Source organism: Microvirga tunisiensis (genome assembly GCF_009296175.1).
Lineage (GTDB): Bacteria > Pseudomonadota > Alphaproteobacteria > Rhizobiales > Beijerinckiaceae > Microvirga > Microvirga tunisiensis.
In genome coordinates this window covers 138,096-160,264 of sequence record NZ_VOSK01000001.1, presented here as the reverse complement: position 1 = coordinate 160,264, position 22,169 = coordinate 138,096, and the positions used below count along the sequence as shown (strand labels likewise).

Genomic DNA, 22,169 nt, shown 5'->3' with positions numbered 1-22,169 from the left:
TGAGAATGGTAGCCCGAGATACTTACGAGTGCGATGTGCTGGTCATTGGATCCGGTGCATCCGGCATGAGCGCCGCAGTCACCGCGGCAGCGCACGGTCTGAAAGTCCTTATCGTCGAGAAAGAGCCCAAATTCGGCGGAACCACAGCCCGATCGGGCGGCTGGTTATGGATTCCCGGGACCTCCCTCGCGAAAGCCTGGGGGATCCACGAGGACCCGGCTCTTGCCAAGACCTATCTCCGGCATGAGGCTGGGAACAGCTTTGACAGCGAGCGGGTCGATGCCTTTGTGGAGAATGGTCCCAAGGCTGTCGACTTCTTCGTCACAAAGACATCCGTGCGCTTCGACATGCCTCTCGTTTTCCCTGACTATCATGCGGAGGCACCCGGCGGGACGCAAGGGGGCCGCTCTATGGTGGCTCGCCCCTTCGACGGCCGGGAACTCGGAGACAATATCAAGAACCTCGGAGCGGCGCTGCCGGAGCTAACGGTATTCGGAATGATGCTCGGATCGGGCAAAGAGATCGTGCATTTCATGCGCGCGACCCGCTCCATTCCCTCCGCGATCTATGTGGCGAAGCGACTCTCGAAGCACTTCACACAAGTGCTTCGCTACGGTCGTGGCATGACACTCACCAACGGCAATGCGCTCGCGGGCCGTCTCGCCAAGTCGGCGTTCGATCTCGGTGTGCCACTGTGGCTGTCCGCTCCCGCGAGAGAGCTTGTGGTCGAGAACGGTGAGGTCCGGGGTGCGATCATCGAGAAAGAGGGCAAGCCGACACACGTGAGGGCCAAGCGTGCGGTGGTGCTGGCCTGTGGCGGGTTCCCCCACGATGTCGCCCGGCGCAAAGAGCTGTTCCCTCACGCGCCCACTGGAACGGAACATTACTCCCCAGGGCCGACCGGCAACACGGGAGATGGGTTGCGGCTTGCTGAAGCCGTCGGTGGCAAAGTCGACACCACCCTCCCGCATGCGGCGGCCTGGGTGCCGGTGTCCGTGACGACCCGTAAGGACGGGACAAAGGGGGTCATGCCGCACTTCATCGATCGGGCGAAGCCGGGTGTGATCGCGGTGGCCGCCAACGGCAAGCGCTTCACGAATGAAGGCAACTCCTATCACGACTTCGTTCAGGCCATGATCGCGGCCTCCGCTGGCCGTGGAGAGGTTTCGGCCCATCTTGTCTGCGACCATCGCACGCTTCGCAAATATGGTCTTGGCTGCGTGGCACCGTTCCCGCTGCCGATCGGCCATCATCTCCGCACGGGATATCTCATACGGGGAGCAACGCTCTCCGAACTCGCTCAGAAGGCGGGCATCGACGCCGCTGGGCTGGAAGCCACCGTTCGGGAGGTCAACATCCATGCCCGTGACGGCAAGGATCCTACCTTCGGTAAAGGCAGCAAGGCTTACAACCGGTTCCAGGGCGATGCGCTGAATGCTCCGAATCCCTGCATTGCTCCGTTGGTAAAAGGACCCTTTTACGCGATCAAACTCGTGGTCGGCGATCTTGGAACCTATGCGGGTCTTATCACCGATCGGCATTCGCGTGTCCTGGACGGCAACCGGGAGCCAATCGCAGGCCTCTATGCGGTCGGAAATGACATCGCGAGCATCATGGGCGGCAACTACCCGGGGGCCGGCATCACGCTCGGCCCGGCCCTGACCTTCGGCCATATCGCGGGCTGCCACATCGCTGGCGTCCAGACCGGGGTGGAAAGTGAGCTCACGTCCGACGCGAAGCCAGCGGCGCGCAGCGGCCCGTCTGTCGAGGAAGACGGGACGATCGTCATGGGCGAAGTGGCGTAGGAGGGTTCGATGACAGAGAGCAGTATCGCTATTCCGGGCCTCCTCCAAGGGCACCTTGTCCTCGTGACAGGTGCAGGGCAGGGCAATGGTCGTGCCATCGCCCTCGGCGTCGCCCGCAGCGGCGCCCGAGTGATCGTGACGGACATCCAGGCCGGCACGGCCGAGGCCACCGCGCAGGAGATCCGTTCGAGTGGCGGCGAGGCCAGCGCTTTCCCACTCGACGTGACTGACGCTGAGGCGTGTACCGCGCTGGCGGAACAGGTCGGACGCGAGATCGGAGCCGTGAGCGTTTTGGTGAACAATGCTGGGATCATCATCCGTGAGGACATCAATAGCCCCCGCGCCCACGAAAACTGGCGCCGCGTGTTCGACGTGAACGTCAATGGCACGTTCAACGTGGTGCACGCCTGGCTCCCGGCCCTGCGGCAAACGCGCGGCTCGATCATCAACGTGGCCTCAATCGCATCCTTCGTCGGGGTTGCCGATACCCTTGGCTACTCGCCTTCGAAAGGAGCCGTGAAGCTATTTACCCAAGCTCTTGCTCGAGAACTCGCCTCGGATGGAATCCGCGTCAATGCGATCGCACCCGGAGTCATCGAGACGCCGATGACGGAGAGCACGCGCGAGGATCCCAGCCGGCTCGCCGGGTTCCTCAAGCGAACCCCGCTCGGGCGGGTCGGACAGCCGGAGGAGCTTATCGGCCCGGTGGTCTTCCTGGCTTCACCAATGGCGTCCTACGTCAATGGCGTCGTCCTGCCCGTCGACGGCGGGTTCCTGGCGGTCTGACATCGCCCAAGAAGTGCGGCCGCCATCAGGGATAAGCCGCCGAAATAATCGATACGGGAAACACTCTAAGGAGAAGCCGCAATGAGACGCTCAACCTACTTCCATACCCTGCTTGGCGCCGCGGCGTTGAGCATCGTCGCTGCCACCGCTCAGGCACAGGACATCAAGCTCGGGTTCAATGGAGACCTGTCGGCCTCGCCATCAGCCTTGAGTGGGCAAGCGGCCACCCTGGGACTCCAAGCTGCTATCGAGGACATCAACGCGGCTGGTGGTGTGTTAGGCCGGAAGCTGACTCTCGTCGTCCGAGATGATCTCTCCCAGCCTCCGAAGTCGATCCAGAACATGTCGGAACTGATCGACAGTGAGAAGGTCGTCGCCGTCTTCGGTCCTACCAATTCAGGCAATGCCCTTGCCTGGAAGCACATTCCCACACAGAAGAAGATCCCTGTGATCGGGACTGTCGGCTCGGCCACCGCAATCACCTATCCCGTGAAGGCCGGTGCCGAGAACTACATGTTTCGGGTCTCGATGGTCGACCGCGAACAGGTCGCGGGACTGATGGCTTACGTCAAAAAGAATCCTACGACGAAGAACGTCGGCTACCTCGCCGAGACCACCGGTTATGGGCAGGGTGGCCTGAAAGATATTCAGGAACTCGGTGACCTGCAGGGAATCAAGCCGGCCTGTAACGAGAAGTTCGGCGTTAACGACACGGACATGACCTCTCAGCTCAACAAGTGCAAGGCTGCGGGTGTCGATACGATCGTGGTGTGGGCGCAGGGCACGCCACTCGGTCAGCTCATGCGTAGCATGGAGAAGATCAATTACTTCCCTACGACGCTCATGTCTTGGGCCGCCGACAATCAGAGCTTTTATGAGGCCGCTGGCAAGTCCCTCGCGGAGCGTCCCATCTTCATGCGGACCGTGACGGAGGACCGCTCCCCCGCTCAGCAAAAGCTGTACGATCGGCTCGCGGCTAAGATGACCTCGCCCAGCTCCTTCGGCTTCGCTGCACACTCCTACGACGCCGTGACGCTTCTTGCAGCGGCGATGAAGCAGGCCAACTCAACGGACGGGGTAAAGGTCCGCGAGGCGCTCGAGAACCTCCAAGGGACACATGACGGCATCATGAAGACCTACACCAACCCGTTCTCGCCTACGGTCCGGGAGGCGCTGACTTCGAAAGACTACCGCTGGACTCATTGGAAGGACGGCAAGCTCGTTGCTTACAGCGACGACGTCATCAAGTCTCTGAGCGACGCTGACTTCAAAATGTAAAATTGCCCAGTCGCAAGAGGCGGGCCTCGGCTGATCGAAGGCCCGCCCCCGGAGCAGTTGCCATAAAGCTATTGGGAGGAAACGATGTTGGTCGCACTGGTGCAGGCGATCGTGAGTGGACTGGCCGTCGGCGGCGCCTACGCGCTCATTGCCCTCGGCTTCAGCATCACTTTCACGACGACGAAGACGCTGAATTTCTCGCATGGAGACTTCGTTTCGGTCGGAGCATTCATCGGGGTCTCAATCCTGTGGCTGCTGCTCGGCAAGCCAATCAATGCGCCACTGACCGACGCGACGATCGCAGGCTGGCAGCATCTCGTCGCAGCTCTCGGCACCATCATCGTGATCGGGCTTCTGGGTGTCCTCCTCTATGCGTTGGCCGTGCGGCCATTCGCCGGCAAGCCGGGGATGTCCTGGGTCATGAGCACCATCGGCTTCGGGATTATGCTCACCAGCCTTGGGCTCGCGATCTGGGGCCCCTCGCAGGTTGTCGTGCCATCTCCCGTTGGCGATGAGGTGATCAGGATTGCAGGGATCGGTATCCGACCACAGGAAATCCTGATGTTGGTCGTGGCTGTCGTGATCATGGTGGGCCTCGACTGGGTGATGAGCCGGACCATGATGGGCAAGGCCATGCGAGCCGTCGCGCACGACCGCCGGATTGCGAGTCTCATGGGGATCAACGTGACCGCCATCATGGTGGGAGCATTCTTCCTGAGTTCCGCACTGGCCGGTCTCAGCGGGGTTCTCATCGCTCCGATCGCGTCGGCGTCGCTTTATGTGGGGCTCGCCATCGCGCTCAAAGGCTTTTCGGGAGCGATCATCGGCGGACTGTCCAATCCGCGGGGCTGTGTCCTCGGCGGCTTCACGCTCGGCGTTCTGGAATCCCTTGTTAATCTCTGGCAGGCGCAATGGCGGGAGATCGTTGTCTTCCTCCTTGTGATCATGGTCCTCGCTTTCCGGCCTTATGGTCTGCTCGGTCAGCGCACAGTGGAGAAGGTCTGATGCGGGTCCCTCATCTGTTTTCCGTCATTGCGGTTTCGCTCGGGATCGCCCTCCTGGCCTGGCTGGTCGATAACGACTATTATCTGCGCATCCTCTTCATGATGGGTGTCTATTACCTGTGCGCCGCAGGCATGAACGTCCTGGTCGGCTATGCGGGGCAGAAGTCCCTTGGACAGGCCGGACTTTTCGCGGCCGGCGCTTATGCAGCCGCGCTCCTGACGACGAGCTTCGATCTCGACCCCTGGACGGCACTTGCGGCGGCCGCGGTCGTGGCGGGACTGTGCGGCGTGCTGATCGCCTGGCCGTCTCTGCGGGTCCGCGGGCCTTATCTCGCCATGGTCACGCTGGCCTTTGGCATCGTCGTCGAGAAGCTCGTCAGCGAGTGGACGGAGGTCTTCGGAGGTGCGGAGGGGATTTTTGGCATCAAGCCTCTCGCGATCGCCGGCACGCCGTTCAGCAACCTCCATTGGGTGTGGTTCGCGATCGCACTCGGGGCAGTAACGCACCTTCTCCTGCGCAATCTCCTGTGCGGACGGTTCGGACGGGCTTTCCTGTCCCTGCAGGCGGACGAAATCGCTGCCGAGTCCGTGGGGGTGAGCGTCTATCGCTATAAGATCCTCGCCTTCGGGATCGCGGCCGTGACCTGCGGGATCGCGGGCGCTATGGTGGCGCAGCAGAACCAGTATGTGAACTCCGACTTTATCACGTTCCATCTGTCGATCTTCATCCTCCTGCTCGTCCTGTTCGGCGGCTCAGGCAACCTGTACGGGCCGCTCATTGGCGCGGTCCTGCTAACCCTCATCGATGCCCTCTTGGCGCAGTGGCCTTCGGTCCAACACTTCGCATATGGCGCCCTGCTGCTGTTTGCCCTCTACCTCATGCCGAATGGGGTTGCCGGCCTGCTGAAGCAGTTATTCGGCACTGTGGCCCGCAAACCCGAGACGCTCCCGGAACCGAAGGCACTCAAGCCAGCGGCGGCCGCGGCATCAATCGGCGCATCCCAGCCGCTGCTCGACGTCGACCACGTGTCGAAGCACTTCGGCGGTGTGCGTCCGGCCCAGGATGTGTCCTTCCGGCTGACACCGGGGCACGTTCACGCGCTCATCGGGCCGAACGGTGCAGGAAAGAGCACGATGATCAACATGATCACGGGTGTTCTTACTCCGACCTCCGGACGCATCGCGTTCGTTGGGCAGGACATCGGTGGAACGGAAAGCCATGTTATCTGCCGCATGGGGATCGGCCGCACGTTCCAGAACTTGCGCCTGTTCGCGAATCTGTCAGTGCTGGAGAACGTACTGCTCGGACAACATTGCCGGATGAAGAACGGCTTCTGGGCGTCCCTCCTCGCGTTGCCGTCCTCGCGGCGGGAGGAGGCTGAGGCGCACCGGCGGGCCTCGGCCATCCTTGGGACCGTGGACCTTGCGGATCTGGCACATTCGCCAGCCGGCAGCTTGCCATACGGCCTGCAGCGCCGGGTAGAACTCGCTCGCGCGCTCGCAACAGAGCCCAAACTTCTGCTCCTCGACGAGCCGGCGGCCGGCCTCAATCCTCAGGAGACGGCGGAACTCGGCCAGCTCATCGTAAAGATCAGCCGACTCGGGATCACGATCCTCATGGTCGAGCATCACATGGATCTGGTGATGTCGATCTCCGATCACATCGTCGTACTCGATTATGGCATCAAGATCGCGGAAGGCTCGCCCGCGGCAATCCAGTCCGACAAGCGAGTCATTGAGGCCTATCTCGGCGCAGAAGCAGCTTAGGATCAAAACGATGTTGAAGCTCGATTCCGTAAAGGTTTCCTACGGCGCCATTGAGGCGATCCGCGGCGTGTCACTCGAGGTGCCGAATGGCGAGGTGGTCGCCATCATCGGCGCCAATGGGGCCGGCAAGAGCACACTTCTCAAAAGCATCGTCGGGCTCGAGCCTGTGGGGGCCGGCCGGGTGGTTTTCGAGGGCAAGGACATCACATCCGTCCCTTCTTACAAAAGAACCCCGCTCGGGGTCGCGCTTTCGCCGGAGGGACGTGGCGTGTTTTCTGACCAGAGCGTACAGGACAACCTGCTGCTCGGGGCCTACGCGAAGAAGGACAGCCCGGAAAGCCTTAAGGCGAAGATCGAGCGCTCCTATGTCCTGTTCCCACGTCTTCGAGAGCGCCAGGAGCAGATGGCCGGGACCCTCTCAGGGGGCGAGCAGCAGATGCTCGCCATCGCGCGAGCCCTGATGAGCGAGCCAAAGCTTCTCCTCCTGGACGAACCGTCGCTCGGTCTTGCTCCTCTGATCATTCAGGACATCTTCAAAACAATCCGCTCCCTGCGCGAGATGGGGCTGACGATCCTGCTCGTGGAGCAGATGGCCAATCAAGCCCTCGCTGTCGCGGATCGTGCGTACGTCCTCGAAACGGGCCAAGTCACGCACCAGGGCAAAGGCTCCGAACTGCTAAACGATCCCCGGGTGCGAGCCGCCTACCTGGGCGTGCACTGAACGATTCGTCGCGTACGATCACGCTGGGACGAGCGCACCGCTGTTGAGCACACAGCGCCCAGTCTTGCGCGCCCGCTGAGCATGAGAAGCCGGAAAACCGTGATAAAAGGAGAGCAAGCATGTCAAGCCAGAAGGGTTTCGCCTCGACCGGCGACCTCACCGAGAAGAAGATTTCCTTCACCGAAATCGGACCCGACCTCTATGCCTACACTGCCGAAGGAGACCCCAACACGGGCGTCATCGTCGGCGACGACAGCTGCGCCGTCTTCGACGCGCAGGCGACACCCGGAATGGCCCGAAGCGTCATCGAGAAGGTCCGGACAGTCACCGACAAGCCGATCAAGTATGTGATCCTGTCCCATTACCATGCCGTGCGCGTGCTCGGGGCCTCCGCCTACCAAGCAGAGGGAGTCATCTCGTCCCAGGAGACTCACCGGCTCATCGTTGAGCGCGGGCAGCAGGATTGGGAATCGGAGTTTGGCCGCTTCCCGCGCCTGTTCCGGGACGCTGAGAGTATCCCTGGCCTGACTTGGCCCACACTCGCCTTCAAGGGCGAGATGAGCCTGTTCCTGGGCAAGCGCGAAGTGAAACTGATGCAACTCGGCGCGGGGCATACCTCAGGCGATATCGTCGCCTGGGTACCGGACGCGCAGGTGATGTTTTCGGGCGATCTCATCGAGTACCACTCCGCCTGTTACTGCGGGGACGCGCACCTGCGAGCCTGGCCCGGCACCCTGAATGGGATCCGGGAGTTCGACCCAAAATCGGTTGCTCCCGGACGGGGTGATGCCCTCAACGGGCAGGCCACGGTTCGGGAGGCGTTGGCCATGACCCGTGATTTCGTGACGACCCTGTACGGCGTCGCCGAGATGTCAGTGGCTAAAGGCCGGACGCTCAAAGAGACCTATGCGGCCATCCGGGAGGCCATGGATCCGAAGTTTGGATCCTTCGCGATCTACGAACACTGTCTCCCGTTCAATGTTTCCCGCGCCTACGACGAAGCATCAGGCATCGACGATCCCGTGATCTGGACGGCCGAGCGCGACCGCAAAATGTGGGAGGCCCTGCAAGCCTGAGCCCCTCGCGCACCCGATTTTCACCCCAACATCAAGGAGGTTGACCATGAACATTCAGGCCCCGAGGAAAGGCGCAGACTCGAGTGTCAGTACCGTCTTCCAAGCGAATGGCAGTTATCTGTCCGGCTTTGGCAACGGCTTCGAGACCGAGGCGTTGCCCGGCGCTCTGCCGATTGGCCGCAACTCGCCCCAGCAATGCGCTTATGGTCTCTATGCCGAGCAGCTTTCTGGCTCCCCCTTCACGGCACCCCGCACAACCAACGAGCGCTCCTGGCTCTACCGCATCCGGCCGACCGTGACCCATTGGGGGGAGTTCCAGAAGGCTGACATCGGGCTGTGGCGCACCGCCCCCGCACCGGAGGTGGAGGTGCCGATCGCGCCCATGCGGTGGGACCCGATCCCACTGCCCGACGAGCGGGTCTCGTTTCTGGAAGGGGTTCGCACCATCACGACGGCGGGCGACGCCGGCACGCAGGCCGGCATGGGGTCTCACGTGTACCTCATCACCCGCTCGATGGAGGACGAGTACTTCTACAATGCCGACGGCGAGATGCTGTTCGTGCCCCAGCAGGGCTCGTTACGCCTCTGGACGGAGTTCGGCATCATCGACATCGAGCCGGGCGAGATCGCCGTCATTCCACGCGGCGTAAAGATCCGGGTCGAGATTCCGAACGGACCGGCGCGCGGCTATCTGTGCGAGAACTATGGCGGCGCCTTCACCCTGCCGGAGCGGGGGCCGATCGGGGCCAACTGCCTGGCCAACCCACGCGACTTCCTCACGCCCGTGGCCGCCTACGAGGACAAGGATGCGCCCTCGAAGATGTATGTGAAATGGGGCGGCTCGCTCTGGGCGACCGATATTGACCACTCGCCGCTCGATGTGGTGGCCTGGCACGGCAACTATGCGCCCTACAAGTACGACCTGCGGCGCTACTCGCCGGTGGGGCCGATCCTGTACGATCACGCCGATCCGTCGATCTTCACGGTGCTGACCTCGCCGTCGGAAACGCCCGGCACGGCCAACATCGACTTCGTGATCTTCCCCGACCGCTGGCTGGTGACGGAGGACACCTTCCGGCCGCCGTGGTACCACATGAACGTCATGAGCGAGTTCATGGGCCTGATCTACGGCGTCTATGATGCCAAGACCGGCGGCGGCTTCGTGCCGGGCGGCATCTCCCTGCACAACACCATGCTGCCGCATGGGCCTGACATGGACGCGTTCGAAAAGGCCAGCAACGTGGACCTGAAGCCCCACAAACTGGAAGGCACGCTCGCCTTCATGTTCGAGACCCGCTTCCCGCAGAAGGTGACCGCCTTCGCGGCTCAGACCGAGTCGCTGCAAAAGGGCTACGGCGCCTACGGGCACAAGCTGAAGAAGCACTTCAACCCGAACCAGCGGTAAGCGGGACAATGGCTCAACTTGATCAGACTCACGATCCGAAGCTGGAAAGCTGGGTGGCTTCGGCCAATGGTCACCCGGACTTTCCGATCCAGAACCTGCCGCTGGGGATCTTCAGCCTCAGCGGTGGCGAACCGAGGGGCGGGGTGGCCATCGGGGACCGGATCCTTGACCTGCCGGCTGCTCTGGCAGCCGGCCTCTTCACGGGTGAGGCCGCCAAGGCAGCGGAGGCGGCTTCTCGTGCAACGCTCAATCTGTTCCTGGCGCTCGGGCCAGGTCCGCGTCGGGCCTTGCGCATGAGACTATCTGAATTGCTGGCCCAGGGCTGCCCGGAGCAGGGTAGCGTGGAGCCGTGCCTGCACGATGCCGCCGCTTGCACGTTGCACCTGCCGGCGCGCATCGGCGATTACACCGACTTCTATGTCGGCATTCACCACGCCACCAATGTCGGCAAGCAGTTCCGTCCCGATAACCCGTTGCTGCCGAACTATAAGTACGTGCCCATCGGCTATCACGGCCGGGCGTCGTCGATCCGCCCGTCCGGAGTGCCTGTTCGTCGCCCGAAGGGACAGGTGAAGCCGCCAGACGCACCAGTTCCGAGCTTCGGCCCCAGCCAGAGGCTCGACTACGAGCTGGAACTTGGGATCTGGATCGGTCCTGGGAACGCTCTCGGTGAATCGATCCCCATCTCTGAGGCGGCCGAGCATGTTGCGGGCTACTGCCTGCTCAACGATTGGTCGGCACGCGACATCCAGGCGTGGGAATACCAGCCGCTCGGCCCCTTCCTGTCCAAGAACTTTGCCAGCACGATCTCGGCCTGGATCGTGACACCGGAGGCCCTGGCTCCGTTCCGGATCGCTCAGCCAAGCCGGAGAGAGGACGATCCCGCGCCCCTGCCATATCTGCTGGACGAGGGCGACCAGCGCGAGGGAGGGCTCGACGTAGAACTCGAGGTCCTGCTTCTCACTCCGGGTCTGCGGGAGAAGGGTCTGCCGCCCCATCGTTTGGGGTTGTCCAATACGAACAACATGTACTGGACGGTCGCGCAGATGGTGACGCACCACACCTGTAATGGCTGCAATCTCCAGCCGGGCGATCTTCTCGGGACCGGAACGATCTCAGGGCCTGACGAGGTGAGCTGCGGCAGCATTCTGGAGGCCACGCTGGGGGGAAAAAACCCGATCGCCCTGGCCTCCCGGGAGGAACGGCGCTTCCTTGAGGACGGAGACGAGGTGATCCTGCGGGCGCGTGGCCGCCGGGAGGGCTTTGCCCCAATCGGCTTCGGCGAGTGCCGGGCTACCATCATGGCGCCATCATGAGGAGCGCCATCACGCCAGCCGCTGCCGCCGAGCTCGTCCCTGACGGAGCGACCGTGATGGTTGGGGGGTTCATGGGCGTGGGGTCACCTCACCGCGTCATCAGTGCCTTGGTCGCTCGCGGTGTGCGAAATCTGACGGTGATCGTCAATGACACCGCACGTCCTGGCGTGGGTGTCGGGAAGCTGATCAGCGCCGGTTGCGTTGCCCGTGTCATTGCCTCGCACATCGGAACCAATCCGGAAACGCAACGACTGATGCTTTCCGGAGAGATCCGGGTTGAGTTGGTACCGCAAGGGACCCTCGCCGAGCGAATTCGGGCAGGAGGTGCGGGACTGGGTGGCGTGCTCACAGCGACCGGTCTCGGAACCGTGGCCGGCGAAGGACGAATGGTGGTGCAGGTGGATGGACACGATTTTCTCGTTGAGCCAGCCCTCAAGGCGGACATCGCCCTCGTAGCAGCGCGGAGTGCCGACTACATCGGCAATCTCGTCTACTCGCTCACCGCCCGCAACTTCAATCCTCTGATGGCGATGGCTGCGACCACCACAATCGCGGAGGCCAATGAAGTGGTGCCGCTGGGAGTGCTCTCTCCGGACGTGATCCACACTCCGGGCGTCCTGATCGATTATCTGGTCGAGCGGCCACAACTGATCTGAGGCATGGAAATGGACCCTAAGGAACTGATCGCACGCCGGGTCGCACAAGAGTTGCGCAATAATACCTTGGTCAACCTGGGCATTGGACTTCCAACCCTGGTCGCAAGCTATGTTCCGCCCGGCTTGGAAGTGTATTTCCAGTCAGAGAACGGCATCATCGGATTTGGGGCGCGACCACCGGAGGGCATGGAGGACGTGCATTTGACAGACGCCGGAGGAGCTTTTGTCTCTGCCAGACCCGGTGCCGTCGCATTCGACTCTGCAACCTCGTTCGCCCTGATCCGTGGCGGGCACCTCGATATGACCGTTCTCGGCGGGCTCCAGATCGACCGGGATGGGCGCTTGGCCAACTGGATGGTTCCCGGACACCTCGTTCCCGGCATGGGGGGAGCGATGGACCTTGTTAGTGGTGCCCGTCGCGTCATCGTGGCGATGAACCACACGCAGAAGGGCCAACCGAAGATCGTGGAGGAACTGACATTGCCGGCGACATCCTTACGACCGGTGACCCTCATTGTCACCGAGATGGCTGTGATTGAACCAACGGAGGACGGTCTCGTGCTCCGAGAGACGGCTCCGGGCATGACAGTCGAGACGGTATGCGAAGCAACAGGCACTCGGTTGATCGTGCCGTCTGACGTCACCGTCATGAGTGTAGGCATTCAGGTATCGGGCTGAAACCATGCGGCACAGAGATGCGACACGCGCAGCAGTTTTCGTGGGCTCGGCATCGCCGTCGAAGATCTGGCTGACGTTAGAGTGCCGCGGCATGCCCGATCCCGTGGACCATAAGGGGTTACATCCGTGAAGCTGTACACTTACTGGCGTTCGACCTCACCCTACCGGGTAAGAATTGCTTTGGCCCTCAAGGCCATTGAGGCAGAGCAGACCTTTGTTCATCTCGTTCGCAATGGCGGCGAGCAAAATGCGGCAGAATATCGTGTAATAAATCCGCAGGGCCGTGTCCCTAGCCTTGTGCTTGATGATGGGACGGTCCTGACGCAATCACCTGCCATTCTCGAGTTTCTCGAAGAAGCGTTCCCAACACCAGCGCTTCTCCCTTCCGATCCTGTCCTGCGGGCGAAGGTTCGAGCCGTCGCGGCAATCATCGGCTGTGACATCCATCCACTGCACAACATCGGACCATTGAACCATTTACGTCGGAGCTTCGGTCTCTCCGAACCGGAGATATCGGATTGGATCGCCAAATGGATCGGACAGGGTCTTGCGGCGGTGGAAGCTCTCATTGGAGACAGCGGCTACTGCTTTGGCCCGAATCCGAGCCTCGCCGACGTGTATCTCGTGCCTCAAATTTACGCAGCACGACGATTCAAGGTTCCATTGGAAGCATATCCGCGTGTTGCGAGAGTGGACTGGCACGCCTCGGAACACCCAGCATTCCAAAGGGCACACCCTGCTAACCAAGCGGACGCGGAATGATCGGTCAGGAACAGCCCGGAGGTGAATCGCTGCGTCGAGTTGGAACCAAGGCGCGGCGCCCCAGCGGCCTCGCTGTGTCCGGGTGGCGGTGTTGAGCACCACTTGAAGGAGGCGTCCATGGGCAAGGTTAGTACCATTGGCATGGATCTGGCGAAGAGTGTCTTCTAGGTTCACGGAGTCGCTCCAACTGGAGCGCTCCAGCATTTAAAGAACTGCGGGAAAGCATCATCGAGAAGACACCATGCCACCAGTGCCATCCAGGAGTCACCGATGGATCTTTCATTCTACGTTGCTGCCATTCCGGCCGTAGTTCTCCTCGGGCTATCAAAGGGTGGATTTTCCGGCGTCGGAATGCTTGCTACTCCGCTGGTGGCGCTCGTCATCTCCCCGGTCGAAGCAGCGGCCATCTTGCTGCCCATACTCGTTGTGCAAGATATGATCAGCGTGATCGCTTATCGGGCCACATGGGACCGATGGAACCTATTAGTTCTCCTGGCAGGAGCACTGCCTGGTGTGTTTCTCGCTTATCTCCTTGCCGCAAGGGTTTCTGAGAGTGCAGTCGAGCTCGCTGTGGGTCTGATCTCAATTGTGTTTGCAGCGCGCCGTCTCGTCATTGATCGACGTGGGCAGGGAGAGCTGACCGCAAAGCCAAATTTGCTGATAGGCTGGCTCTGCGGCGCCGCTTCAGGCTTCACCAGCATGATCGCCCATGCAGGAACGCCGCCATTCCAGATTTTCGTTATTCCACAACGACTGCCGCAGAACATATTCGTCGGGACAAGCGTGATGTTCTTCGCCACGGTCAATCTGCTCAAGGTTTTGCCGTATTTCATGCTGGGGCAATTTTCTGCCAAGAATTTGATCGTGTCGACGACACTCCTACCTCTAGCTGTCCTCTCAACGTGGCTCGGCATTTACATCGTGCGGCGCACGTCATCAGCCAGGTTCATCACCATCATCTACATTTTGATGGTGCTGGTTGGCGGGAAGCTCGTTTTCAATGGATTGTCTGACTTTGCCGCGGGAGGCGTTTGAATGTCTGGTAACACCTCAAATTTCGTGTGCCAGGAAAATGGGTTGACGGCCGGCGAGGCCCACACATGGGCCTATGTCAGCCTCTATCCAGCCTCACGCCAGACCGCACTCGCGGCTCAGACGAATATCGAGCCCATGACACTCGTCACATTCCTCGACAAATTGGAAAGCCGGGGCCTTGTAGTGCGGGAGCCGGATCCAACGGATCGACGCGCCAAAATCGTTCAGCTTGCTCCTGACGCACAGCCAACCCTTGAGCAGGTTCTTGGGGTCACGAAGAAAGTTCAGGAAGAGGCCCTGCAGGACTTTGATCCCGACGAGGTTGAGATGCTTCGAACCCTGCTGAAGCGCATGCGTGCGAATATGGCTGGCAGCGAGCCGGGGAGGGGGCAGGAATGAAGCCCCTCATGTCGGAGACCCGCACTGCTGTAATCGGAGCCCTCATCGTGGCCCTCGGATCCGTCAGCATGGCGCTTTACACACCGGCGATGCCCACGCTCGTCGAGGTGCTGCAGACCACACCGGCCGCCATCAAGATGTCCTTGTCGGTCTATCTCTTTGGTTTCGCATTTGCCCAGCTTGTCTGTGGGCCTCTGTCGGATGCCTTTGGTCGGCGGCCAGTCGCCCTCGGCTTTTTCTCCATCTATGTCCTGGGCAGCGTCATCGCGGTCTTTTCGCCCTCAATCACATGGCTCCTGGTTGGGCGAGCCCTCCAGGGCATCGGGGTCGCCGCAGGGGTCGCGATCTCGCGGGCGATCGTGCGCGACCAGTTCACCGGTCAGAGTTCAGCGCGTATTATGAATCTCATCGGCTTGATGCTGGCGGTCGGACCAGCTGTCTCGCCGACAATCGGTGGCGTGCTCCTGAGCACCCTAGGCTGGCATTCGATTTTTCTCGTCATGGCGGTCTACGGCATCGTCGCCGTGCTGGTGATGGGCTTTTGGTGTATCGAGACGAATTCCGCCCCTGATCCCACCCAAGCCTATCCGGGTCAAATCCTGCGGAATTACGCGATGCTCCTGGTGGACAAAGGCTTCATGCGGGGAAGTCTCGTCCTCGGCTGCGCCGTCGGCGCGTTCTATACCATGGCCGTCATTCTTCCATTCGTCGTGATGGAGAAGATTGGACTGACACCAACCCAGTTCGGTCTTGCGATGCTGGCGCAGGCCGGCTTCTATGCTCTGGGGGCGGCGGTAACGGGTCGGCTGCTGCGCCGGATTGAGGTCATGCGTTTGGTCCCGATAGGCCTGATGCTCATTGCGGTTTCCGCCTTGGGGTTTGGCATTGGTCTGCGTCTTCTGCCGCTCTCCCTGTATACGGCGATGGGCCCTGTCGTGATCTGGGCATTCGGCAGCGCACTGGTGATCCCAGGTGCAACCACTGGTGCCCTGGCGGGCTTTCCGAATGTTGCCGGTGCGGCGTCCGCGCTGGCCGGCTTCCTGCAGATTGGCGTTGGGCTCGCCGGATCTGCGATCGCGGCTATGCTCTTCAGCGATCCCCTGAATGCGCTTGCGACGGTGATGCCCAGCATGGCTGTGCTCGCGGTGCTGGCCCATTTTGGTATTCGTTCAAAGCGCGAAAGCAGACTGTTCGCCATTGCACCGGAGGAGCTGGAAACAGCGGTCGATCCGGCCGGAGCAGTAGGCGCCGGCGGCGAGGAAATCGAAAGGGCGGTGCACCGGGGCAATCGATGAGGAGAGCCTCTCACTGGGAATGTGGCAAGGGCAATGACGCCGCCGCCGTATTGGATGAACGGCACGGCGTCTGATGAACAACACCAACAAAGATAATGGAGAGCCTTAGTGATTATTCGAAGCGGACTCATCAAGAACCATGATACCGTCGACTTCGGGGAGTTCTCAAAGCATTGGAGGGACGTGCATGGGCCGCTCGCACGCATCGTTCCGCGCATGAGAGCCTATTCGCAGAACCATATCAAGACGACCCTAGCGAGCGGCGAGCAGTTCGGCTTTCACCGGGTTGATGGCATTTCTCAGCTCCGTTTCGACACCGTCGCCGACATGGCGGCGGGTATGGACTCACCCGAGCAGCATGCCTGCATCGTTGATATCCAAGGCTTCCTGAGTGATGTGACCATCCTGATTCAAGAAGAAGGAAAGCTGAACCAAATCGGCCGCGCAGCCCCCAACGGGGTCAAGCTCATGTACCTTCTCCGAGGGAACGACGCGGCCCTCACGCAGCTTTTGGACGCACTACCCAATGTGCTGTCCGCGACCGGCGGGAGCTTCCGACTCAACCGCATCATAGACCGGGATTTCCGGGTCGACTCGACCGTTCCGGCCGGCAATCAGATGGTAGATGGCGTGCTCGAAGTCTTCCTGGCGGGCGACGCGACTGGTGAAAACTTCAACAAAACCGCGGCAATCGAATCTGCCCCCGGCATTGATGTCATCGGTGCTTATGAAGTCAACGAATACGTGGTGCTTCCCCTTCAGGAGGCGACCACGACCTAACGCTAGCCTTCCTGTCCGGAACCAATGTGCTCGACCGAGGGCCACGGTCAGCCGAGTCATGGCAGGATGCAGAAAACCGATGTCCCATCCGATGATATCACAGCGAGTTCGAGGATGCGGAGGCCTGAATTGAGTTCTTCGGACACGGCTCAAACCCGCTTGTTGCATCTGAGCTTCGTGCGGGCTGTCATGACAGAACAATCCAACAAGAAGGAGGCTGCTGGGTCCGGAACGTCCGGAACTCGCACGAGGCGGACCTAATTTGGAGTTCCGCAGTTGCTGCGTGAGCGGACTTTCACTTGGTCCGCTCCACAGCATTATGCCCCGCTGCAAGCCTTCAGTATCAGGTGAGCTGGAATCCGTCAGCTGCCGGATTACGGTGTCATCCAGATGAACACGGGCCAGCTTTTCCTCCGCTGCTTTCAGACCGTGAGAGCAGGATGCTGTGGTTCGCGAACCTTTCTTGCGCAGGATCCCAGCCGCTGTACCATCACACGATCAGCCGGAGACGCTCATGCCTGAGCCGCTGATCGATCTATCCAATCCCGAATCCTGGCGCCTGCTGAAGCAAGCGAGAAAACGCGGCTATCTCACCAGGGACGAGTTTGACCAGATGTTTGGGTCAGAGCTGCCGCCTGATCGCATGGCGGCGCTCAAGCGTGAACTCTGGAAGCTGCACATCACCATCCTCGTGACGGGAGATAAGCGCTGAAATCAAGTGCGAGGGGTCGAAGGGAGGGGCTCCGCACCCTCCAACCAGGCGTGGATTGCGGCCTCGCGGGCAGTCTGCTCGTCCTTGAAACCACAATCGGTGGGTTGCTCGAAGCCGCAGACGTGGCACTGAACAGCGGCGGCGAAACAACCATCATCCGTAACGATGCTGAGGACGGATGCTGCGTCGCAGGAGCACTGTGGACAGAACCTCTGGCCCATGTGGCGCTTCCTTTCTCCAGCGATTGCTGCGGGTTGGCATAAGGCTAACGCATGTGGTGCCGCTTTCGAGACACCGCGGCCGCGACAAATTTGTGCGGTGCAAACACTGCCAATCCGGAGGCGGAGGCCGGCCCCGTGACATAGACGCGAAACGGCGTGCCGAGTTGAGTGGTAAGCAGGGCTGGGGCTTGAACTCACCACTTCTGTCCTCCATATGCCATCCAACGGGATGGTGACAGGATGGCTGAGATGGCGAGCAATGTACACGAACTTCGGTCCAAGGCGGCAGACACCGAGAAGATCACGATCAACCTGGGCTATGTCGACCTCGGCCATATCGATCTCCTCGTCCAGGAGGGCTTCTACTCCAACCGGACCGACTTCATCCGCACGGCCATCCGAAATCAGCTTGATCGGCACAACGATGCCGTCAGGAAATCGGTCGAGCGACACCAGCTCGATCTGGGCCTGCGCCACTACAGCCGCCAGGACCTGGAGGCCGTGCAAGCGGCCGGCGAAGTACTGCACATCCAGGTTCTTGGTCTTGCCAGCATCGCCAACGATGTCACGCCTGAGCTGGCCCGGCTGACGATCGCCTCCCTTCATGTCCTTGGCGCCTTGCACGCCAGTCCGGCTGTCAAAGAGGCGCTGAAGGACCGCATACGCTGACCGCCGGGTAGCACCCGTCCCACCGTCTTTCGAGCCTGCCCAACCCTTCCCGACTCGGTAAGGGGCAGGCCTCGCTTTGCCCAACCACAGGATTGAAACCATGAACGCACAACCCAACATCGACATGCTCGAGGCCACCCGCCTGACCCGCGAAGGCCGGCTTGCAGAAGCCATGGCACTTCTTCAGGGAGGGCTTGCGGGTGCCGATCCAGCATCGAGTTCAAGCAGCGCCGGGGGAGGTGAAGGCAAACCCGCAGCGGCGCATTTCTCTCGCATCATCGATATGCTGCCGCCGTCCTCCAGGGGAGGGGCGTGGACTTCACCGAAATTCGATCTCCCACACCGTGCCTCTAATCACCTTGGTGGTCTCGCCGGAGCGTCAGGCCAGAATCAAGTGCCGGAAGCGCTGCGTGGCTTTCTCGACCGCATGGGACAAACCGGCACCGGGCTCGGCCTGGATGGGTTGGTTGGACTCAATCCAGCCCGTGCGCCGGCCCCGCTGCCGGAGGGCGCCCGCTTCGAAGAGCGGAGCTTTGCCAACGAGGCGGGAAGCCGCGCCTACAAGCTCTACATCCCCAGCGGCTACATGGGTCAGCCTGTGCCGCTCGTGGTGATGCTGCACGGCTGCACGCAATCGCCGGACGATTTTGCCGCTGGGACTCAGATGAACGAGTTGGCTGAAGAGCAGACGTTCCTTGTTGCCTACCCGGCGCAGGCGCAGTCCGCCAATGTCTCTAAGTGCTGGAACTGGTTCAACGCAGGCGATCAGCAGCGGGATCGGGGCGAGCCGTCGCTGATTGCCGGCATCACCCGGCAGATCATGCGTGACTTCTCGGTCGAGCCGGGACGCGTCTATGCCGCCGGGCTCTCCGCCGGTGGGGCCGCGGCGGCGATCATGGGCTCGGCCTACCCCGACCTCTATGCGGCCGTCGGCGTCCATTCCGGGTTGGCGTGTGGGGCTGCGCGTGACATGCCCTCGGCGTTTGCCGCCATGCGCCAGGGCGGGGTGCCTCAGAACGGTGGATCCAAGCAGCCTGTGCCGACCATCGTGTTTCATGGCGATCGCGACACGACCGTGAACCCCGTCAATGGGGACCAGGTCATGGCTCAGTCGAAGGCGGGTTCGGATCTCCAGACAACAGTCAGCCGCGGGCAGGTTCCGGGCGGGATCAGCTATACCCGCACGGTCGCGTGCGATGACAGCGGCCACCCGATGCTCGAGCATTGGGCTCTTCATGGGGCAGGGCATGCCTGGTCTGGGGGAAGTCCGAGTGGGTCCTACACGGAGCCACGGGGACCCGATGCCAGCCGTGAGATGATGCGCTTCTTCCTCGAGCACCCGAAACCAACAGCCGCATCCCCCCTGTAGGCACGAAGAGCCCACGAGGCCACGTCAAGGACTGCCGGGCTCCGCATCGAGATCTGCCATACGGGCAGATCTGGATCGTGCTCATCGAGACGGGTTCGTTGCACTCCACGGGCCACGGTGTTTCAAAGTGCACCGTGGCCGACCTCCGTTCCCCAGATCGACGGCAGGCAGTCTGGCATTCGACTGCAACCCAGCAGGGGAAGAAGCCCCATGGCCTGACGAACTTTGGCTGCTATGCGGACCTTATCTCTGGGATCGTCTTCGGTGTTCGATGCCGCGGCCCGCTTTGTCGTTGCGGTTTTGGCCGAGAAACAGATTTATAGCCTCACTGAGCCACTTTCCGCACCAGGTAGGGAACCATCAGGCAACCCGAAATTAGACCTGTCCGACGGCTCTAATGAGGTCGGTCTTTTGCCAGCCCGATTCTCATTCATCACAGCGACCTTATTTTGCCGGAAACTTAGTTGCAAAAAGGAGGCTGTGCGTCAGAAGCGACCCACAAGAATGACCGACAGCAGGCCCAAATCGACATCGGTGGGTTGTTGGCCTATCCAGCCGGCGAAGTCGCTCCATGAGGCTCCAGTCGCGTTTTAGAGGGTTTCACCCAAAAGTGCGTTTATTTCAGCGGGGCTTTGATGCGGGTCTGTTTCCTCAAGAGCAGGAAAACCGGCGATCCGAGACATCAGACGGATCGCAAAACAGGCTTTGGTCGCGGCTCCACCCCGACGACTAGCATCCGGTATATGCGGGGCAGAACAAGATCTGTGCCCAAGGCCTTCGGGTCTGCACAGCCGGCTGGGGAAGGGGGCTCGGAGACATCCGGGCTCTTTCCTTTTCTGGGTCGCTGACTACTCTCACTGTATGAGCAATCCGACAAAGGTGATGTACGACATCAGGAAAGGCGAGGGCACGGGTAAGGCCGTCGACCTTCGCGTCTGCATCTTGGTCGGCACAGAGCAGTGCAAAGTTTTCGTGGAGGGCGACGGCGCATACCGGGCGACGTTTGCTGAATATGCCGACGCCGGTGTTGCCGCTGGAGATCTGGTGCGCGAGATCGTCGAATCCCGGATGCCTGACTTTATGCCAATCAGAAAGGGTGCCCCGTAGGACGCCCTGTTCAGCCTGAAATAGCCGCAGCCAGCTCCTCAGTTGTGCGAGTACTGGCTGTTGTAGTCCGCATACGAGCACTCCACCTGATCCCATGCGTGGGCAAAGCTGAGGCCGAACTTATGGGCGACGTAGAGCGCCGCTTGCTCCATCCCGTCCTCGGTCTCCTTGAGGTACCAGCTCGTCAGCTTGTACGCCTCGATGATATCGTCCTCAGGCCAGCCATCGATCTCCAACTCGGGCGGCGGGTTGACCGGGTTGGCGGCCGCCCGGGTATAGCCCTCGGGATCGAGAGCGGGGATGTCCTTGGCGAGGCGCAAGGCCTCAATTGAAACTACGGTCATCAGTCTTCTCCATATTCACGAATGGCTGCCTCGAGATCGGCCTTTGCTTTCTCGAGCTCCTTCCGGCGGCGTTCGAAGACGGCAGGGATCTTCTCCCGCAGGTCGGCCGTGACCGGGCGCTTGCCGGTCGCAACCATCGACAGGAGGGATGGCGACACGCCAATCGCGGCCGCCATCGCACGAACCCAACGCGGTCCATACATGCGAAGACCCGCCGCACGAATGCGACGGGCTTCCGGTGAGAGGGTAGGGGTCTTAGTCGGCATCAGGCGTCCTCGAAATGGCGCGAGACGGTCTCGGCAAGGATCTCAATCCGAGCCTCAAGACGGTCGATGTATTCAGCCAAAGCCGGAGTGCATCCGAGCTGCTCGGCCTTCTTCGCGATCCGCTTCTCTTCCAGAGCGACTATCTTCTCAGCTTCGCGCTGGGCCTCCTTGGCCTCTCTCGCCCGCTTGATCTTCTTGAGGATGCGCTGGCGACGAGCCTCATTTGCAGCTTGCATGGCGAATGCACGGACGTCGTCCTCGATGGGTACTCTGGTCCAGAAGTCGACAGTCGGATGTTTGCCGCAGTAGGCGAACTCTAGAGTGATCTGCTCCGGTTTTCCGTCGACCATGCGGTCCGTGACAACGGACACGTAGATGCCTTCGCTGTCATCAACCTTCACAACCTCGAGCTTGCGATCAGGATTGATCGGCAGAAGGACCATTTCCTCATGTGCCATGAACTCAGTGACCGCCTCGGCGGCCAGATTGAGCATCGAGATCATCTCTTCAGGCAGATCCAGAAGGCTGCTCGAGATCGCGGTATCGGTCGTCAGGTCCCGTGTGACCCGCTGAAAATCAGGTTTGGAGCTCTCAACTTCAAGCCAGATCGTCCGGTCGGGATGGCTGTAACCGTACCGAGTGTCACTGATCTCGACGGCGAACGTGGTCTCACCCATCCGGTGCACACCTTCAACAAAATACTTCTGCATAATCACTA

The 22,169-nt window shown here is 61.1% G+C and carries 23 protein-coding genes; 20 read left to right on the top strand and 3 right to left on the bottom strand.

Going from position 1 to position 22,169, the window contains the following annotated elements; all coding sequences use genetic code 11:
* The first annotated feature begins 5 nt into the window (after positions 1–5).
* From FS320_RS00695 to FS320_RS00600, 20 genes are all read left to right on the top strand, one after another.
* A complete protein-coding gene (locus FS320_RS00695) occupies positions 6–1,805 on the top strand; it encodes an FAD-dependent oxidoreductase (protein ID WP_152708675.1) in 1,800 nt (599 codons plus the stop codon).
* Between the two features lie 9 nt (positions 1,806–1,814).
* Positions 1,815–2,591, top strand: a complete 777-nt coding sequence (locus FS320_RS00690; RefSeq protein WP_152708674.1) for an SDR family NAD(P)-dependent oxidoreductase — start codon at positions 1,815–1,817, stop codon at positions 2,589–2,591.
* Positions 2,592–2,672: 81 nt separating this feature from the next.
* A complete protein-coding gene (locus tag FS320_RS00685; protein ID WP_152708673.1) occupies positions 2,673–3,869 on the top strand; it encodes an ABC transporter substrate-binding protein in 1,197 nt (398 codons plus the stop codon).
* 84 nt (positions 3,870–3,953) lie between these two features.
* Positions 3,954–4,874, top strand: a complete 921-nt coding sequence (locus tag FS320_RS00680) for a branched-chain amino acid ABC transporter permease (RefSeq protein ID WP_152708672.1) — start codon at positions 3,954–3,956, stop codon at positions 4,872–4,874.
* A complete protein-coding gene (locus FS320_RS00675; protein ID WP_152708671.1) occupies positions 4,874–6,640 on the top strand; it encodes a branched-chain amino acid ABC transporter ATP-binding protein/permease in 1,767 nt (588 codons plus the stop codon). Before FS320_RS00680 ends, FS320_RS00675 begins: the two co-directional genes overlap by 1 nt.
* A 10-nt stretch (positions 6,641–6,650) precedes the next feature.
* On the top strand, positions 6,651–7,361 hold the full coding sequence (locus FS320_RS00670) for an ABC transporter ATP-binding protein (RefSeq protein ID WP_152708670.1): 711 nt from the start codon (positions 6,651–6,653) through the stop codon (positions 7,359–7,361).
* Positions 7,362–7,480: 119 nt separating this feature from the next.
* The gene (locus FS320_RS00665; RefSeq protein ID WP_152708669.1) at positions 7,481–8,437 is read left to right on the top strand and encodes an MBL fold metallo-hydrolase; all 957 of its coding nucleotides are present in this window, start codon (positions 7,481–7,483) and stop codon (positions 8,435–8,437) included.
* 46 nt (positions 8,438–8,483) lie between these two features.
* The gene (hmgA, locus tag FS320_RS00660) at positions 8,484–9,842 is read left to right on the top strand and encodes a homogentisate 1,2-dioxygenase (protein ID WP_152708668.1); all 1,359 of its coding nucleotides are present in this window, start codon (positions 8,484–8,486) and stop codon (positions 9,840–9,842) included.
* An 8-nt stretch (positions 9,843–9,850) separates the two neighbouring features.
* Entirely contained in the window at positions 9,851–11,158 is a 1,308-nt protein-coding gene (gene fahA, locus FS320_RS00655) for a fumarylacetoacetase (RefSeq protein ID WP_152708667.1), read from the top strand.
* The gene (locus FS320_RS00650; protein WP_152708666.1) at positions 11,155–11,814 is read left to right on the top strand and encodes a CoA transferase subunit A; all 660 of its coding nucleotides are present in this window, start codon (positions 11,155–11,157) and stop codon (positions 11,812–11,814) included. Before fahA ends, FS320_RS00650 begins: the two co-directional genes overlap by 4 nt.
* A 9-nt stretch (positions 11,815–11,823) precedes the next feature.
* The gene (locus FS320_RS00645; RefSeq protein ID WP_152708795.1) at positions 11,824–12,492 is read left to right on the top strand and encodes a 3-oxoacid CoA-transferase subunit B; all 669 of its coding nucleotides are present in this window, start codon (positions 11,824–11,826) and stop codon (positions 12,490–12,492) included.
* Positions 12,493–12,618: 126 nt separating this feature from the next.
* A complete protein-coding gene (gene maiA / locus FS320_RS00640) occupies positions 12,619–13,254 on the top strand; it encodes a maleylacetoacetate isomerase (RefSeq protein WP_162002726.1) in 636 nt (211 codons plus the stop codon).
* Between the two features lie 270 nt (positions 13,255–13,524).
* Positions 13,525–14,289, top strand: a complete 765-nt coding sequence (locus tag FS320_RS00635) for a sulfite exporter TauE/SafE family protein (protein ID WP_152708665.1) — start codon at positions 13,525–13,527, stop codon at positions 14,287–14,289.
* A complete protein-coding gene (locus FS320_RS00630) occupies positions 14,290–14,688 on the top strand; it encodes a MarR family winged helix-turn-helix transcriptional regulator (RefSeq protein WP_152708664.1) in 399 nt (132 codons plus the stop codon).
* Positions 14,685–15,983 carry a multidrug effflux MFS transporter gene (locus FS320_RS00625; RefSeq protein WP_152708663.1) on the top strand — a complete coding sequence of 433 codons (1,299 nt, stop codon included), beginning with the start codon at positions 14,685–14,687 and terminating at the stop codon, positions 15,981–15,983. Before FS320_RS00630 ends, FS320_RS00625 begins: the two co-directional genes overlap by 4 nt.
* 108 nt (positions 15,984–16,091) lie before the next feature.
* Positions 16,092–16,763 carry an EthD family reductase gene (locus FS320_RS00620; protein WP_152708662.1) on the top strand — a complete coding sequence of 224 codons (672 nt, stop codon included), beginning with the start codon at positions 16,092–16,094 and terminating at the stop codon, positions 16,761–16,763.
* A gap of 514 nt (positions 16,764–17,277) precedes the next feature.
* Positions 17,278–17,475: a hypothetical protein gene (locus tag FS320_RS00615; RefSeq protein WP_152708661.1), complete on the top strand. Its 198-nt coding sequence runs from the start codon at positions 17,278–17,280 to the stop codon at positions 17,473–17,475.
* Between the two features lie 470 nt (positions 17,476–17,945).
* Positions 17,946–18,365 (top strand): CopG family transcriptional regulator, encoded by a 420-nt coding sequence (locus FS320_RS00610; protein ID WP_152708660.1) that lies wholly within the window; start codon positions 17,946–17,948, stop codon positions 18,363–18,365.
* Positions 18,366–18,465: 100 nt separating this feature from the next.
* Positions 18,466–19,734 (top strand): extracellular catalytic domain type 1 short-chain-length polyhydroxyalkanoate depolymerase, encoded by a 1,269-nt coding sequence (locus FS320_RS00605; protein ID WP_152708659.1) that lies wholly within the window; start codon positions 18,466–18,468, stop codon positions 19,732–19,734.
* 882 nt (positions 19,735–20,616) lie between these two features.
* The gene (locus tag FS320_RS00600; protein WP_152708658.1) at positions 20,617–20,841 is read left to right on the top strand and encodes a hypothetical protein; all 225 of its coding nucleotides are present in this window, start codon (positions 20,617–20,619) and stop codon (positions 20,839–20,841) included.
* Positions 20,842–20,879: 38 nt separating this feature from the next.
* Here FS320_RS00600 and FS320_RS00595 read toward each other — a convergent pair whose 3' ends face one another.
* The 3 genes from FS320_RS00595 to FS320_RS00585 are packed head-to-tail and all read right to left on the bottom strand — an operon-like array spanning position 20,880 to position 22,161.
* Positions 20,880–21,185 (bottom strand): hypothetical protein, encoded by a 306-nt coding sequence (locus FS320_RS00595; RefSeq protein WP_152708657.1) that lies wholly within the window; start codon positions 21,183–21,185, stop codon positions 20,880–20,882.
* Positions 21,185–21,451: a helix-turn-helix domain-containing protein gene (locus tag FS320_RS00590; RefSeq protein WP_152708656.1), complete on the bottom strand. Its 267-nt coding sequence runs from the start codon at positions 21,449–21,451 to the stop codon at positions 21,185–21,187. The genes FS320_RS00595 and FS320_RS00590 overlap by 1 nt, the downstream gene beginning before the upstream one ends.
* Positions 21,451–22,161: a hypothetical protein gene (locus FS320_RS00585; RefSeq protein ID WP_152708655.1), complete on the bottom strand. Its 711-nt coding sequence runs from the start codon at positions 22,159–22,161 to the stop codon at positions 21,451–21,453. Before FS320_RS00585 ends, FS320_RS00590 begins: the two co-directional genes overlap by 1 nt.
* Between the last annotated feature and the right edge of the window lie 8 nt (positions 22,162–22,169).